9 protein-coding genes and 1 pseudogene are annotated in these 14900 nt (G+C 65.9%); 4 read left to right on the forward strand and 6 right to left on the reverse strand.

Annotated features, from left to right (window positions below):
• The first annotated feature begins 78 nt into the window (after nucleotides 1–78).
• From A9K66_RS12905 to nagA, 4 genes are read left to right on the forward strand one after another with little or no spacing between them, the layout of a single operon-like run.
• A complete protein-coding gene (locus tag A9K66_RS12905; RefSeq protein WP_067324044.1) occupies nucleotides 79–960 on the forward strand; it encodes an N-acetylglucosamine kinase in 882 nt (293 codons plus the stop codon).
• Nucleotides 961–1003: 43 nt separating this feature from the next.
• Nucleotides 1004–1783 carry a GntR family transcriptional regulator gene (locus A9K66_RS12910; protein WP_067324046.1) on the forward strand — a complete coding sequence of 260 codons (780 nt, stop codon included), beginning with the start codon at nucleotides 1004–1006 and terminating at the stop codon, nucleotides 1781–1783.
• On the forward strand, nucleotides 1780–2811 hold the full coding sequence (locus A9K66_RS12915) for an SIS domain-containing protein (protein WP_067324048.1): 1032 nt from the start codon (nucleotides 1780–1782) through the stop codon (nucleotides 2809–2811). Before A9K66_RS12910 ends, A9K66_RS12915 begins: the two co-directional genes overlap by 4 nt.
• On the forward strand, nucleotides 2808–3968 hold the full coding sequence (gene nagA / locus A9K66_RS12920) for an N-acetylglucosamine-6-phosphate deacetylase (RefSeq protein ID WP_067324050.1): 1161 nt from the start codon (nucleotides 2808–2810) through the stop codon (nucleotides 3966–3968). The genes A9K66_RS12915 and nagA overlap by 4 nt, the downstream gene beginning before the upstream one ends.
• A 192-nt stretch (nucleotides 3969–4160) precedes the next feature.
• Here nagA and A9K66_RS12925 read toward each other — a convergent pair.
• The 6 genes and pseudogenes from A9K66_RS12925 to A9K66_RS12950 all read right to left on the reverse strand — a co-directional run bounded on the left by A9K66_RS12925 (nucleotide 4161) and on the right by A9K66_RS12950 (nucleotide 14841).
• Nucleotides 4161–5687 (reverse strand): annotated as a pseudogene (locus tag A9K66_RS12925) (malonyl-CoA synthase).
• 60 nt (nucleotides 5688–5747) lie between these two features.
• The gene (locus A9K66_RS12930; protein WP_067324052.1) at nucleotides 5748–6491 is read right to left on the reverse strand and encodes a GntR family transcriptional regulator; all 744 of its coding nucleotides are present in this window, start codon (nucleotides 6489–6491) and stop codon (nucleotides 5748–5750) included.
• Between the two features lie 221 nt (nucleotides 6492–6712).
• The gene (gene rpe, locus A9K66_RS12935; RefSeq protein WP_067324053.1) at nucleotides 6713–7426 is read right to left on the reverse strand and encodes a ribulose-phosphate 3-epimerase; all 714 of its coding nucleotides are present in this window, start codon (nucleotides 7424–7426) and stop codon (nucleotides 6713–6715) included.
• A gap of 200 nt (nucleotides 7427–7626) precedes the next feature.
• On the reverse strand, nucleotides 7627–11355 hold the full coding sequence (locus A9K66_RS12940) for a DUF11 domain-containing protein (RefSeq protein ID WP_067324055.1): 3729 nt from the start codon (nucleotides 11353–11355) through the stop codon (nucleotides 7627–7629).
• Complete coding sequence (locus A9K66_RS12945) at nucleotides 11352–13346, reverse strand: hypothetical protein (RefSeq protein WP_082953843.1); 1995 nt, start codon at nucleotides 13344–13346, stop codon at nucleotides 11352–11354. The genes A9K66_RS12940 and A9K66_RS12945 overlap by 4 nt, the downstream gene beginning before the upstream one ends.
• A 553-nt stretch (nucleotides 13347–13899) precedes the next feature.
• Nucleotides 13900–14841 (reverse strand): alpha/beta hydrolase, encoded by a 942-nt coding sequence (locus A9K66_RS12950; RefSeq protein ID WP_067324058.1) that lies wholly within the window; start codon nucleotides 14839–14841, stop codon nucleotides 13900–13902.
• Between the last annotated feature and the right edge of the window lie 59 nt (nucleotides 14842–14900).

The raw sequence follows: 14900 nt of genomic DNA on the forward strand, positions 1-14900 counted from the left end.
CTTAATCTTTTTTGAGCCGAAATTAACGCTTGGCTATTGGTATTTTATTGGTATTATCCGCGACGAGGAGAAAATCGCGTGAAATTCGTGCTTGGCATCGATGGCGGCGGCACAAGCTGCAGGGCGGCCCTTGCGACCGCCGACGGCGCTGTCGTTGGCCGCGCCAAGAGCGGCGCGGCCAATATCCGCACCGACCTTACCGGTGCGCGCGCAAACATCGTCGAGGCGGCAAGGCAGGCTTTCGTGGCCGCCGGTGAAGATCCGGAGCTGATCCCCGAGACGCCTGCCATTCTCGGCCTCGCCGGAGCCAATGTCGGCACCTACAGGCAGCAGCTGGAAGCGATCCTGCCGTTCAGCAAAAGCCGCGTCGAGACCGATGCCGAGATCGCGCTCGAAGGCGCCGTCGGCTCCGGCGACGGCGCCATGGCGATCCTGGGCACCGGCACCGCCTATATGGCGCGCAAAGCGGGCAAGTCGCGCGCCATCGGCGGCTGGGGTTTCCAGGTCGGCGACCAGGGCAGCGGCGCCCGTATCGGCCGCGACCTGCTCGAGCAGACGCTCCTTGCCTATGACGGCATCCGCCCCGGGTCGCCGCTGACGGATGCCATGCTTGCCGTCTTCCGCAACAATCCCGAGGACGTGGTCGAGTTCACCACCAACGCCAAGCCCGGCGACTTCGGCGGTTTCGCGCCAAAGGTCTTCGAGCATGCCGAAAAGGGCGATCTCGTCGCCAATTGGATCCTCGATAAGGCGGTTGCCGATGTCGAGGCTTCGCTCGGCGCCCTCGAACTCGCCGACGATGCGCCGCTATGCCTGCTCGGCGGCCTGGCGCCGCTCTACGCGCCGCGGCTGGCGGCGCGCTATCAGGCGCTGCTGAAGGCCCCGCTTGACGATGCGCTCGGCGGCGCGGTGCAGATGGCCGCGCGCATCTTCGCGGGCAAATCCGGAGGCGCCCGATGAGCGCCGCCGACCGGATTTTCGCCATGCTGCCGGAGGCGCCGCCATGAGCGCCGCCGACCAGATCTTCGCTATGCTGAAAGAATCCTCGCAGAGCGGAGCGCCGCTTTACCTGCAGCTGAGAAAAAGCATCGAGGAAGCGGTCAATCGCGGCCTGATCGGGCCGGGTGACGCGCTGCCGTCGGAGCGCGATATAGCCAGCAAGGCCGACATTTCGCGCGTCACTGTGCGCAAGGCCGTGCAGGATCTCGTCAAAGGCGGCATCCTCGTCCAGCGCCATGGCTCCGGCACCTTTGTCGCCCCGCGCATGGAACGTGTCGAGCAGTCGCTGTCGCGGCTCACCTCCTTCACCGAGGATATGGCGCGCCGCGGCATGGTCGTGCGCTCGGCCTGGCTCGACCGCGGCCTCTATGCGCCCTCGCCGGACGAGATGATGGTGCTCGGCCTGTCGTCGAGCGAGCTGGTGGCGCGCGTGGCGCGCCTGCGCATCGCCAACGACACGCCGCTGGCGATCGAGCGCGCCGCGATTTCGGCGAGCGTGCTTCCCGACCCCGAAGCGATCGGCTCCTCGCTCTACGCGGCGCTGGAACTGACCGGCAACCGCCCGGTGCGGGCCGTGCAGCGCATTTCGGCCGCCAATCTCGGCGACGGCGACGCGCGCCTTCTCGAAGTGCCGCCGGGGGTTGCCGGCCTGCACATCGAACGTATTTCCTATCTGGCGAGCGGCAAGGTGATCGAGTTCACGCGCTCGATCTACAGGGGCGACGCCTATGACTTCGTCGCGGAACTCCGGCTGACCGGGCCGGGAGAGGAGAGCCGGCCATGAGCGCAACCGCCACCCACATGCGGCGCGAGATCGAGGAGATCCCGCAGGCCACCGCCCGCCTGCTGGACGGCTCAGCCAACGTGCTGGCCGAGGCCGGCCGCGGTCTTCGCGAGCGCGATCCGCATTTCGTCGTTACCGTGGCGCGCGGCTCGTCCGACCATGCCGCCACCTTCATGAAATATGCCGTGGAGCTGACGGCCGGCCTCGCCGTCGCTTCCGTCGGCCCGTCGATCGCTTCCATCTATGGCGCGAAGCTGAGGCTGCGCGGCTCGGCTTGCCTGGCGATCTCGCAGTCGGGCAAGAGTCCCGACATCGTCGCTATGGCCGAAACCGCGAGAGCCGGCGGCGCGCTCACCGTCGCCATCACCAACACCGCCGACTCGCCACTGGCGCGCGCCTCGGATTACGCCATCGACATTCTCGCCGGCCCGGAGCGCAGCGTCGCGGCCACCAAGACCTTCGTCAACTCGGCCGTCGCCGCCCTGGCGCTGATGGCGCACAGCACTGGCGATGAGGCGCTGCTTGCTGCGCTCGCCCGCCTGCCGGAGCATTTCGAGAAGGCGATCGCCTACGACTGGATGGCGCTCGCCGCGGCGCTCGAGTCCCCGCGCTCGCTGTTCATCCTCGGCCGCGGCCCATCCTTCGCGATCGCCAGCGAGGCGGCGCTGAAATTCAAGGAAACTTGCGCCATGCATGCAGAGGCTTACAGCGCCGCCGAGGTCATGCATGGGCCGCTGGCGCTGGTCGGGCCGGGCTTCCCGGTCCTGGCGCTTGCTGCCCGCGACGCGTCGGAGCCTTCGGTGGCCGAGGCCGCCGATAGCTTGACGGCCAAAGGCGCGGCCGCTTTCGTCACCTCCGACAAGGCGAAGGCAGCCAGGCTGCTGCCGTATGTCGCAACCGGCCATCCGTTAACCGATCCGCTGCCGCTGATCGTGTCCTTCTATGCCTTCGTAGAGGCCTTCGCTCGCCATCGGGGCCTCGATCCGGATGCGCCACGCAATTTGCGCAAGGTGACGGAAACCGTATGAGCGACCGTTTCGCCCTCACCGGCGCTCGCATCTTCGACGGCGCCGACTGGCACGACGATACGGCCCTCGTCGTCAAGGACGGCATGGTCGAGGCCATTCTGCCCACCGGCGCCGTGCCGTCAGGCGTCTCCCGTGTCGAGACCGGTGGCGGCCTCTTGGTTCCCGGCTTCGTCGACATCCAAGTCAATGGCGGTGGCGGCATCATGCTCAACGACCATCCCGATGTCGCCTCGATCGAGACCATCTGCCGGGCGCACGCGCCCTTCGGCACCACGGCGCTCTTGCCGACGCTGATCACTGACACGCCGGCGATCACCGCCGCGGCGGTCGCCGCCGGCGCCGAGGCCGCCCGGAAGAAGGTGCCGGGTTTTCTTGGGCTGCATCTCGAAGGCCCGCATCTGTCCGTCGCGCGCAAGGGCGCGCATGATCCGGCTCTTATCCGGCCAATGACGGACGCCGACCAGGCTGCGCTGGTCGCGGCGCGTCAGGGCTTGCCGGTGCTGCTCACCACGGTCGCACCGGAATCGGTCCAGCCGGCCCGGGTCACGGCGCTGGCCGCGGCCGGCATCGTTGTCAGCCTCGGCCACTCCGACACCGGCTATGCCACGGCAACGGCCTTCGCCGAGGCCGGCGCCACGGTCGTCACCCATCTCTTCAATGCCATGAGCCAGATCGGCAATCGCGAGCCGGGACTGGCCGGAGCGGCGATCGACACCGGCAGCTTCTACGCTGGCATCATCGCGGACGGTATCCATGTCCATCCCGGCACCATGACGCTTGCACTCAATGCCAAGAAAGGCCCGGGCAAGATCCTTTTGGTCACCGACGCCATGGCGACGATCGGCACCGACATGACATCCTTCACCCTCAACGGCCGTACCATCTACCGCAAGGACGGGAGTCTCAGGCTTGCCGACGGCACGCTGGCCGGCGCCGATCTAGACATGATTTCCGCCGTGCGCTTTGTCCATCGCGTGGTCGGGCTCGATCTCGACGAGGCGCTCCGCATGGCCTCGCTCTATCCCGCCGAAGCGATCGGCCAGGCGCATCGCCTCGGCCGCTTCGCCAACGGCACCGCAGCGGACATTGTCGGGCTGTCGGAAGACCTGGACGTCAAGAATGTCTGGATCGGCGGCGAGAAGGTGTTTGCGGCGTAGGCCTCTTCCTTCGTCATCCTCGGCCTTGACCCGAGGATCCTTGTCGTGACCTCTGCCGTGGGGCGCAACGGTGCAGAATTCTGTAATTGTTGCAACGTTGGGCGTTAAGGCATGGATCCTAGGGTCTTCCCGCGTCGCTTCGCTCCTTGCTCCGCCCCAAAATGGCGAAGCTACCGGGCGTTTGCACTGGTCCTAGCTCTGCGGCCTGGATTGGTAGATATCCTTAAACGCCTCGCGCAAAACGTTCTTCTGCACCTTGCCCATCGTGTTGCGCGGCAATTCGTCGACGAAGATCACCTGCTTTGGATGCTTGTATTTGGCCAGCCGCCCGGCGATGGCGTCGGCGATATCGGCTGCGCTGATTGCCGAGCCCGGCTTGCGCACCACGACGGCCGTGACGCCTTCGCCGAAGTCGGGATGCGCAACCCCGATCACCGCGCTTTCGGCAACGCCGGCAAGCGCGTCGATCTCGCTCTCGATTTCCTTGGGATAGACGTTGTAGCCGCCCGAGATGATCAGGTCCTTGCCGCGGCCGACGATGTGGACATAGCCGCCGGTATCGATCAGGCCGAGGTCGCCGGTGATGAAGAAGCCGTCGTCGCGGAATTCGGCCTTGGTTTTCTCTGGCATCCGCCAATAGCCGGCAAAGACGTTCGGGCCCTTCACCTCGATCATGCCGATCTCGCCCTGGGCTAGCGGCTTGCCGCTTTCGGGGTCGGCGACACGCAGCGAGACACCCGGCAGCGGAAAGCCGACCGTGCCCGCGCGCCGTTCGCCGTCATAGGGGTTGGAGGTGTTCATGTTGGTTTCGGTCATGCCGTAGCGTTCGAGGATGGCGTGGCCGGTGCGCTCGCGCCAGGCATTATGCGTCTCGCTAAGCAACGGCGCCGAACCAGAGATGAACAGCCGCATGCGGCTGGCCGCATCCTTCGTCAGGCCCTGCTGCTGCAGGAGCCGCACATAGAAGGTCGGCACGCCCATCAGCGCGGTCGCGCGCGGCAGAAGCGAAATCACACGGGCCGGGTCGAACTTCCGCTCGAACAGCATTTTTGCGCCGGCCATCAGGATGACGTTGGTCGCGACGAACAGGCCGTGCGTGTGGAAGATCGGCAGCGCGTGGATGAGCACATCATCGCCGCTGAAGCGCCAGTAATCCACCAGCACGCGCGCGTTGGAGGCGAGGTTCTCGTGGCTGAGCATGGCGCCCTTGGAGCGGCCCGTCGTGCCAGACGTCTAAAGGATGGCGGCAAGATCGTCGGGGCCGCGCTCCAGATCCGCAAAATCCGCCGGCTGCAGCGCCGCACGGTCCGCAAGCGTGCCCTGTCCGTCGCGGCCTAGCGTCAGCGTTGCCGCCGCCGCCGATGCGGCAAGCGGTTGCACATCCTTCACCTTTTCCGGATCGCACACGACCAGCCGCGGCTCCGCGTCGCGGAAGAAATAGTCGAGCTCCGGCAGCGTATAGGCGGTGTTGAGCGGCAGGAAGACGGCGCCGGCGCGCAGACAGGCGAGATAGAGGAGCAAAGCTTCAGGGGGCTTCTCCACCTGCACCGCGACGCGATCGCCGGGCAGCACACCAGCGGCGACCAGCGCGTGCGCAAACCGCGCGGACCACGCCAGCATGTCGGCATAGGAAATCGAACGCCCGTCACCCGTCTCCATCAGCACTTGGCCAGGCGCCGGCATGCTGGCGCGAAACGCGTCGAACAGGTGATTGGTCATGTCGTCCCTGGCGTCGAAAGCTCGGCCAGAGCGAATATCAGATTTGTCAGCGATGGGCAGCTATTTGCGACCGCGCGCGGCCTTGCCTGCGCGAGCCCGCGGACCGTCGCCTGGGCTGAGCTGCGCCATGCACATCTCCGCCGTCAGGCGGTAGTGACTGAGCAAGGCCTCGACCGCGCCGTCGGCGTCGCCGTCCATGGTCCGCTCGGCAATCGTCCGGTGCTCGCCGAAGTCGTCGCGTTCGGAGCCGGGGCCGCGCTGCGAGATCAGCCGGTAGCGGGAGGCCTGGTCGGAAAGCTGGTCGCAAAAGCCGATCAGCCAATGCGAGCGGCAGGCGCAGATCAGCGCGCGATGAAAGGCGCGGTGCAGCTTCTCCCATTCCGGATTGTTGGTTGCCGGGTCATCGGGCCGGCGGCGTTCGGCGCGCGCCAGGCGGTGCAGGGCGAGCACCAGCTGTTCTTCCCATTCCGCCGTTCGGTGCGCAATGGATTCGCGTAATGCGCGTTCTTCCAGCCAGCACCGCGTGCGGGTGAGCTCCTCCAGCTCGGCCGCGTTGACCGGCATCACGAAGAAGCCGCGCTGGTCGTGGCGGCCGAGCAATCCCTCGGCGGCCAGACGGTTCAGCGCCTCGCGCACCGGCGAAGCGCCGGCGCCATACCGGGAAACGACCCATTCGACGCGCAGCTTGCCCTCGGCTTCCAAAGCTCCCCGCAGCAAGTCCTCGCGGAGCTGATGGTAGACCGAACTGGCCAGCGTGCTCTTGGCACCCTTGCCTTCGCCCGTATCGGCGTTCCCGTATGGCAATTTGACTCCTGTTGCCGGCCCCTGTTTTGCAGGGTCCCTCGGCCAAGCAATTTCATACGATGTATCTTACAGCCGAGCACTGCCGCCTAAAAACGTATGATGGCGATATTCGTACTTTAAGACAAGGCGGGGTCAATTATCGAATAAAGTAAAATCCACTTGAAAAAAGGCTGACGTCAGTGGGAGACTTGACATAACTCGGTATACTGAACAGCCCTTAGTTAGCGAGGCGGCTTTGCTAGGAACGCACTGTCGACGTCTTTAACGGCCTTGTCGGCGGCTGAGCGGATCGCTTCGATATTTGCCCGATAGGTTTCCACTGTGCCGCCTTTGAAAATGGCCGCGCCGGCCACCAGCACGCCGGCGCCGGCGGCCGTCACCAGCGGCGCCGTTTCTGGCGAGATGCCGCCGTCGACCTCGATGCGGATCGGGCGCTCGCCGATCAGCGCCTTGACCTTTCGCACCTTGTCGACGATCGCCGGGATGAAAGCCTGGCCGCCGAAGCCGGGATTGACGGTCATGATCAGGATGAGGTCGAGCCGGTCGAGCACATATTCGATCGCCGTTTCCGGCGTCGCCGGGTTGAGCGAGACACCGGCCTTCTTGCCGAGACCTTTGATGGTTTGCAGCGAACGGTCGAGATGCGGGCCGGCCTCGGCATGGACCGTTATGCCGTCGCAGCCGGCCTCGGCAAAGGCCGCCAGGTAGGGGTCGGCAGGCGCGATCATGAGATGGCAGTCGAAGAAGGTTTTTGTCCGGTTGCGGATCGCCTTGATCACCGGTGGGCCGAAAGTGATGTTGGGCACGAAATGGCCGTCCATCACGTCGAGATGGATCCAATCGGCTCCGGCCGCCGCGACCGCTTCGACCTCATCGCCGAGCTTCGAAAAGTCCGACGCCAGCACCGATGGTGCGATCAGGGTCTTCTTGCTCATGAAAGGCTTCTCCCGGCATCCTCATCGGCGCTCTGTGCTGCGCGCTGGCACGCGGGTCTGCCTAGACCATCGTCCGGCCAAGGGGAAGCGTGTTTTCCGCTTCGCTCGACGGGCACGCAAAACGCGAGCTGCGATGCGGGAAGGAGAGAACCCGCTGGATTTTTCCGGCGGGTTCGCGGGCGCGGTAGTGATGGGCTGCCTTACTGAAGGTTGTCAGTCGCCGGGTTCCGCTGCAGCCTTGGTTGGCTTCTTGGCACCAACTGCTGCAGGATATTCGGATTGAGCAGCAGGTCCGGATCGATCTCCACGCCTGGCCGCCTGCGGATCGGGAAGCAATCCGGATACCGGCCGGCCGTTCCGACCGGGCAGCGCCGCCTGATGATCGGCTGGCACATGCCATCGATCATCTCCGAGCCCGGCGCGCATACAGCGTCTTCGAACCTGCCGCATCTACCTTCGATCACTTCGGTGCCGCGTGGACACACGCAGACGCCGCGTTTGTTGAGGAACTGGCCGCGGATGGAGCATGCTTGCGGCTTCCTGACCGGCACGCAGGCTTTGCCCTTCAACGCCGTCCCCCTCGGGCAGACGCAATCGCCATCGGCATTGCGCACCTGGCCACGAATGCGGCACTGGCTGGGCGGCTGCTGCCTGTCGGGCACGCAAGCCTTGGCGGCGCGGTCGACATGCGTGTCCTTGGGACAGGCGCAGCCATCCGGTGTCGGCACGGCGCCGCGGATAGTGCATTTCGGCGGAGCGACGCGGCAGACGCCGTTCACCAGCTCGCCGCGCCGGCATACGCAATTGCCGTCCTGGTCGCGGTACTGGCCGGGACTCAGCGTGCACTGCGGCTCCTGCGGCTGCTCGCTCTGAACGCATCTGCCGTTTTCCAGCTCGGCGCCGCGCGGGCAGACGCAGCGCCCGTCCTCGGTCCGGATCTGGCCCTTGAGCAGGACGCAGCGCTGCGGCACTGGCAGCGGCAGAAGCTTGGTGCCGCCGGACGAGCACTGACCGTTGCGGAATGTGGTGCCGTCCGGGCAGGCGCAGCGGCCGGCCGAGTTGAGCACCATGCCGCCCGAACACTGGTTCTTCACCTCACGCTTGATGGTGAAGGGGTGGCATGCATAGGCCCTGCCGCGGTCGCCCTGCGCGTTGGCTGGGGCGCGCGACAGCAGATCGCCGCCGCCCTGCACCGGCGTGTTTGGCGAGAGCACCCCGACGCAGTTCTGTCCGCTGACCGTACCCCGCAGAGTGGCAAGGCGCGCGTCGTCGGGAAGGACCACTGTGACATGATGCGTATGGCTTTCGCCGGCGCCCAGCCTCAGATTGGCGATGCAGGACGCCGGCAGCGTCGCCGGCTCCGGCGAGCAGCCGAAAGGCGGGTCGATCGCGGTGATCTTGACACCCTCCAGCCTGCCGAGACCGTCGATGCCGACCGCATCGCCGATGCGGACCGGACCGGAGAAGGCATTCGGCCCCTCATTCGTGATGGTGATCTCGAACGAGCAGGGCGCGCCTGGCTGGCATTCGCTGTCGCCGGTCTTCTCGACGCGGATCGTGGAGGCCCCACCGCCCTTCGCGCAAGCCTGGCCGATCGGATAGACGATGTCGTCGCGGGGCGCCGGCCCAAAAGAGCCGCGCGCGCAGTTCTCGAACGCGTCATTGCCGCCGACCGTCACGTCGAAGTGCCGGCTGGTTCCGGGCGTCATGACGGCGCCGGCAATCTGGCAAGACAGCATGTTGGCGGGCACTGGCCCGCAGTTCCAGTCGGCGCCGTCCGGGGTCACGGTCCGGACAGCGACCGGCGCGCCGCCCGACACCAGCGTGGCGGCATCGTTGACTCGCACCGGACCGGTGGGGGCAGCAGTGCCGGCATTGGTCACGGTGATGCGGCAGGATACCGAAGACGCACCGGCCAGCGAGCTCTCGCACGCCTTGGTGATGCGCAGGCCGGGCTTGGCGCCATTCGGACGGCGGATGCGCTCGGTCGCGCACGCCTTGTTGTTCGCGAGGTCGACCTCGCCGGCAATGGCCTTCACCTCGGCGCAGTTCTCGACCGTGTCCGGCCGGTAGTTTGCCGGCATGACCGCCTTGACCACGATGGGCGTCGAGGCGCCCGGCGGCAGCGAGATGCCGGCATTGTCGCAGCGGAACTGGCCGGGGCCGTTCGGCAAGCAGGTCCATGGCGGGCTGGGCCCGAAGGCCGAGGAGGTCGGCGCGTCGCCCGGATAGGTGTCGATCACGGTCAGCGGCCCGTGATAGGTGCTGGTGCCGTTGTTGATGATATCGATCACGAAGCTGCAGATGCCGTCCGGCGTGCAGACCGGCATGCGGGCGCGCTTCTTCAGCAGCAGGTCGACCTTCTTCTCGACCGCAGGCTGGCATTGCGGATCGCGATCGCCACGGCGGCAGACCGGGATCGAGGCGCAGCCGCGATCGTTCTGCTGGCTGCCGAACAGCGGCTTGCCGCTCGCCTGGTAGTCATAGGCGGCGCAATTGCGCAGCACGCTGCCCTGCCAGCCGCCGGCCGGCTTGAAGCCGAGCTTGAGGACGGCGGAGGCGCCCGGGTTGAGCGTGGTTGCCGGATGGGTGCAGGTCATCGGCGTCGTCCCGGGCGCGCAGACCCAGGGTGGGTTCGGTCCCGACGACAGCGCCGACCCGGCCGGCAATGTCACCTCGTCGAGCACGATCTTGCCGTTATAGGGCGCATCGCCGACATTGGTGACCGTGATGGTGAAGTCGCAGCCGCCGGACATCGTGCAGCGCGGCACCTCTGCCCACTTCTCCACCTTGAGGTCGGGCTGCTTTTGGGGCGGGCACCTGAGATCACGCGGAATGTCGATGTCGATCTCCTGCGTGCAGCAAAGTCCCCAGCCTTCCTTCGGCCCGGCATAGGTGTCGATGCCGATGACGACGAGATGGATGGCCTCGCCCGGCGAGGCGCCGATGATCTTCCAGTTCAACACGCCGCCGCCGGCAGGTACCTGCTGGGTGTCGGTGGCGATGGTGATGCCGGGTGTCGTCGTCGACAGCTGCACCCATTTGCCGGCCATCTCCGGACCGACCGGCATGTGATAGATGAAGGCGCCGCCACCGGGCACGCAGTCGACCGTGCCGCGTTCGACCTTGAAGCATTCCTTGCTGGGAGGCGGAGGCGGCGGGTTGCACTTGCTCAGGTCGATCGTGATCGAGGTTTTCACGCCGGTGAGGAAATCGGCGTCGTCGGGCTTGTCCGGATCCTGCGAGGGGATCGTGGTTGCCGGGCCGCCCCTGAAGGCCACCTTCATCTCACCCTGGTTATCGACCGTTGCCGGCGCGGCGAAGGCGGCATGGTCTATCTTGGCCGTGATCCGGAAAGTGATCACGCGTTCGTCGGCAGCGCCGACGCCGTCGAGGTTCGAAGCGCTGATCCGGAAATTGGAAACGCTTGCCGTATCATTTGGGCCGGCCGATGTGCTGATCGAAGCAGCGGGCAGCGGTCCGCCGGAAGCGCCCGTGCCGTCGCCGACGAGGTCGACGCTCACGATCTGCAAGCCGTGCGGCAACTGGTCCTTGAAGTCGAGCCTTGTCGCCTTCAGAAGGGCCGCCACGCTTGGCCGGTCGAAGTCCTGCGGGTCGCCATGGATGCCGAAGCTCAAGACGTATTCGACGCTATCGCAGCCCCTTAGGCCACCCTTCTTGGTGAAGAAGGGTATGATCCGCCCGAGCTCCGGATTGATGCCGCGCGATCCAGCCGTGATTTCCGGGTTGGCGATCTGGCCGGCCGGTGCCTTGTCCTGCGCAAGCGCCGGCACTGCCGGCATCATGGCGACCGCGACACCGGCCGCCATCAGCCAGCGCGCGCCGCGCCTGGCGTATGACAGGGGTTTCATGATCGTGCCCATGACGGCCTTGCGCGGGGCAGGGCGGGAAAGGACGAGACCGCTCATCTGTCCCTCCTCGGCGCTTCGCACTCGACGGCCGGCGTCCTCAGCGGCAGCGTCACCTTGCAGCAAGGATAGTAGCCGCCTTTGTCCCGGTCGGACTTCCGGTAGAAGCAGAGCCCGACATTGACGGTGTCGCCCGGATTATGGCCGATGATGCCGATCGTGTAGGGCTTGCCCGGCGCATGCGACATGGGTGAGGTCACCCCGACACCCGGTGTCTTGGACAAAGCCTTGATCGAATCGCCGCCAAAGCCGGCGTGGTCATCGAGATAGAGGTCGGCCCGGAGGCCGCGGGGTGTGCAGAAATACTGCACGTCCTCGACATCGAGGCATGGGGGCAGGTTGCCGGGCGGCGGGAAGTCCGGCGGATAGACGGGAGGCAGGAAGCCGCCGGGGATTTCCTCATAATAGCCGGCGCGGCCCTCGCAGGGGCGCCAGACCCTGACGTCGCCGACATGGCCCTGGACGTCAGGGTCTTCGAAATAGCCGTCGAAGTCGACGACCCAGGAGCCGAAGGGCGGCACGTTTACCGGCTTGACCAGCTTGCTTGGCGTGAGCTGGACGCCATGCACGGCAAGCGGCCCGCCGGCGGCGAGGCGCTCGGCAAGCTCCGGATTGTCGCGCAATTTGTCGCCGGTGTTCACGACCGTGTCGGTGCAGACCGAGGTGTCAAGATTGCCTTCGGGGTCGTAGCGGTATTGCAGGTCGACGCCGCCTGCCGACTGCCGGTTGCCCTGCGGGAAGCCGACCGCATATTCCTGCGGCACCTCGGCCCAGACCGATTCCGTTGCCGGATCGTCCGGATCCTCGCGCTGGTAGCGGATCACCTCGCCTTTGCCGGTATCGGCGAAGCGGCTGTAATCGTAGCGGTTCTCGACCGGGCCGCGCTGGGCGAGATACATGAAACCCTGATTGTCGAAGGCGATATCGGTGACGGCATAATCTTGGTCGGCCTTGACCGTCAGTTCCCAGCGCGGATCGCGGCCAAAACCCCCGTCGCTTGCAATGCCGACCGACCAGATTTCGGCTTTCTCGCCTACGGAATAGTAGAGCCGCCCGCCATGGTAGGCGACGGCCCAGACGCGGCGCGCATCCTGCGTATAGCCCCAGGTTCGAGGGTCTTCCGAATCGAAGGCCGTGTCGTGGATGTCCATCACGGCGCCGTCGTCGGCGACCGGGGCGAGCCCATGCGCGGGACGCCCGGCAATGCCATGGTCGATGCTGTCGATCAGATTGCCCTCGACATCGATGCGGTGGATGAGCCCGGTATCGAGATCCGAAGCGAAGAACTCACGATGGGTCGGATCGAAGGCGAGGTTGCCGATGCCGGGCCCGCTGTTGGTGTCGATGTCGGCGAATTTCGAGACGGCGCCCGAGATACCGTCGATTTTCCAGATGGTGCCCGGTCCGCCGCCATTTTCGGTGCCGAACTGGCCGTTCATGAAGACAGCGCCGGCGGCGCCGCGGCGCTGTCGCTCAGGCCGCCCGTCCTCGTCGGCGTCCGGCGTGACGATCTCGATGCCGTGCAGCGAGGTCGCCGCCGCATAGAGGTTCGGAATGCCCGACGGCACGCCATCGCGCACGCCGTCGTCATAGGTGAGGCCGAACACCTCGCCGATCTGGCCGGCTGTCACCTCGAAGGGCGGCGGCGTGTAGACGAGCTGGCCCGAAGCTGGGCCGCCGAGTTGCGAGACGTTGAAAATGCGCAACGAGGCCTGCGAAGTGTCGATGAAGGTTTCGTCGACCGGGTCGACGCCGGGCGGCAGGCCGCCCTTTTCGGAATCGGGAGAGCCGAAATCCGGGATGATCGTGCCGGGGAAGCCGGTCACCGCCATCGAGCCCGGATAGATGATCTGGGCTTCCTGAGCCTTTGCCGCACCGCCGAGGCAAAAGCCGGCGGCCAGTGCCAGGGCAAGAATTCCGCTGGTGGTCACGATCGCGCGGCGCAAACCGCCGCCGCGAAAAGCCACGAACGAGCCGCGGTCGCGAGACATTGAGCTCCCCCCGAAGTCGTCGGAAGAACCCTCCGATTTCGCCGCGCAAAACAAGGTAAGTCGCAGCGTTCCGGCTCGTTCGTCCCTGATAGAATTGTCTGTTTTCCGCCTGTTCACGATACGCCGGGTGCCTGGCAGGGTCAACGGAATCAGCCGAAAGCCGAGCGCGTCGTCTCCATCCCGAAGCCGATGATCGCGCCGAGCTCCTGTTGCTTCCTCGGACCACCGCGGCTCTGGATTTCTGATCATACGGGCTCCCTTTCCGGCCCGCGCCATGCGGCGCCTGGCCGTCAGTCGCAGGCTGATGCGGAAAGGTTCAATGCGGTCTAGAGCAATTCGAGAAAAAGTGTGAGCGGTTTTCCGTCCGGAATTGCGTCAGAACAAACAAGCCCGAGCATTTCGTCGTTTCCGTGAAACGGTGAAATGCTCTAGGCGTCCGGCTGGTAGAGCTGTCTTTGCCCGTCTCATGCAAGTCGCCGAAAGAGAGCAGCGATTTTGGCATCAGCCCCGAAGCGCGGCGCTTGAATTCTCGACGCGACGCGCTTTGGCAAAATCACCAGATCCACTCGCCTCTGCCGAGCACGGAGACCGCCTCGACGATGCGGGTGAAGCTCGCGCGAGCACGACCGACCGTATGCCGGGCTCTCAAATAGCTGTGCACCAGCCCCTGTTCTTCGAACCAGTAGGCATACCCGCCGGCCGCGACGACGCGGTCGCGATAGGCCTCGCCGTCTGAGGACAGCGGGTCGCATTGGGCAGTGATCAGCACCGTCGCCGGGAGATAGGCGAAATCGGCGTCGGCGAGCGGCGACAGCGTGATGTCGCCGGTCCGGTCCACGCCGCCGGTGCGAATGTTCAGGTAGAATTCGATATCGCGCAGGGTCAGCATCGGCGCGTCAGCATGCGCCACATAGGAGCCGCGCGAGCGGTCGCCCCCGAGGCTGGGATAGATCAGCACCTGGCCGGCCGGCTTCTTGACGTGACCGCGCGTTGCGTGGGCAACGGCCGCGCAGAGGTTTCCGCCGGCGCTGTCGCCGCAAAGCAGGACAGGGCAATCATAGGTCTTGGCGGCCCATTCAAAGGCGCTTAGCACGTCGTCGAAGGCGGCCGGATGCAGATGTTCCGGCGCCAGCCGGTAATCGACCGAAACCACCTCGTAGCCGGTGCGGGCGCATAGCTCGGCGCAGACATCGTCATGGCTGTCCAGCCCGCCGAGGATGAATCCGCCGCCATGAACATAGAGCACCATTGCGGCGCTGTTCGATTCCGCGTTGCTATAGATGCGGATCGGGATGCTGGCGGTCGGCGTGGCGATGGCGGTCGTTTCGACCGTCACGCCTTGCGGATAGCCGGCGAAGAACTCGCGGCACATCCGGTCGTAGATCGCCCGCTGCTCTGCGATCGTGTAGTCGATCGTGTCGGGCGGGTAATAGGAATTGGTCTTCTCGATGAAAGCCCAGGTCTCGGCGTCGATGAGGGTCTTGTAGTCGGTCATAGCGCTTGGGCCGATCGCGAAGGTCGAGCCTGAGCACCCCCCTCTGTCCTGCCGGACAT

It is taken from the genome of Mesorhizobium sp. AA23 (assembly GCF_001672435.1).
GTDB lineage: Bacteria > Pseudomonadota > Alphaproteobacteria > Rhizobiales > Rhizobiaceae > Mesorhizobium.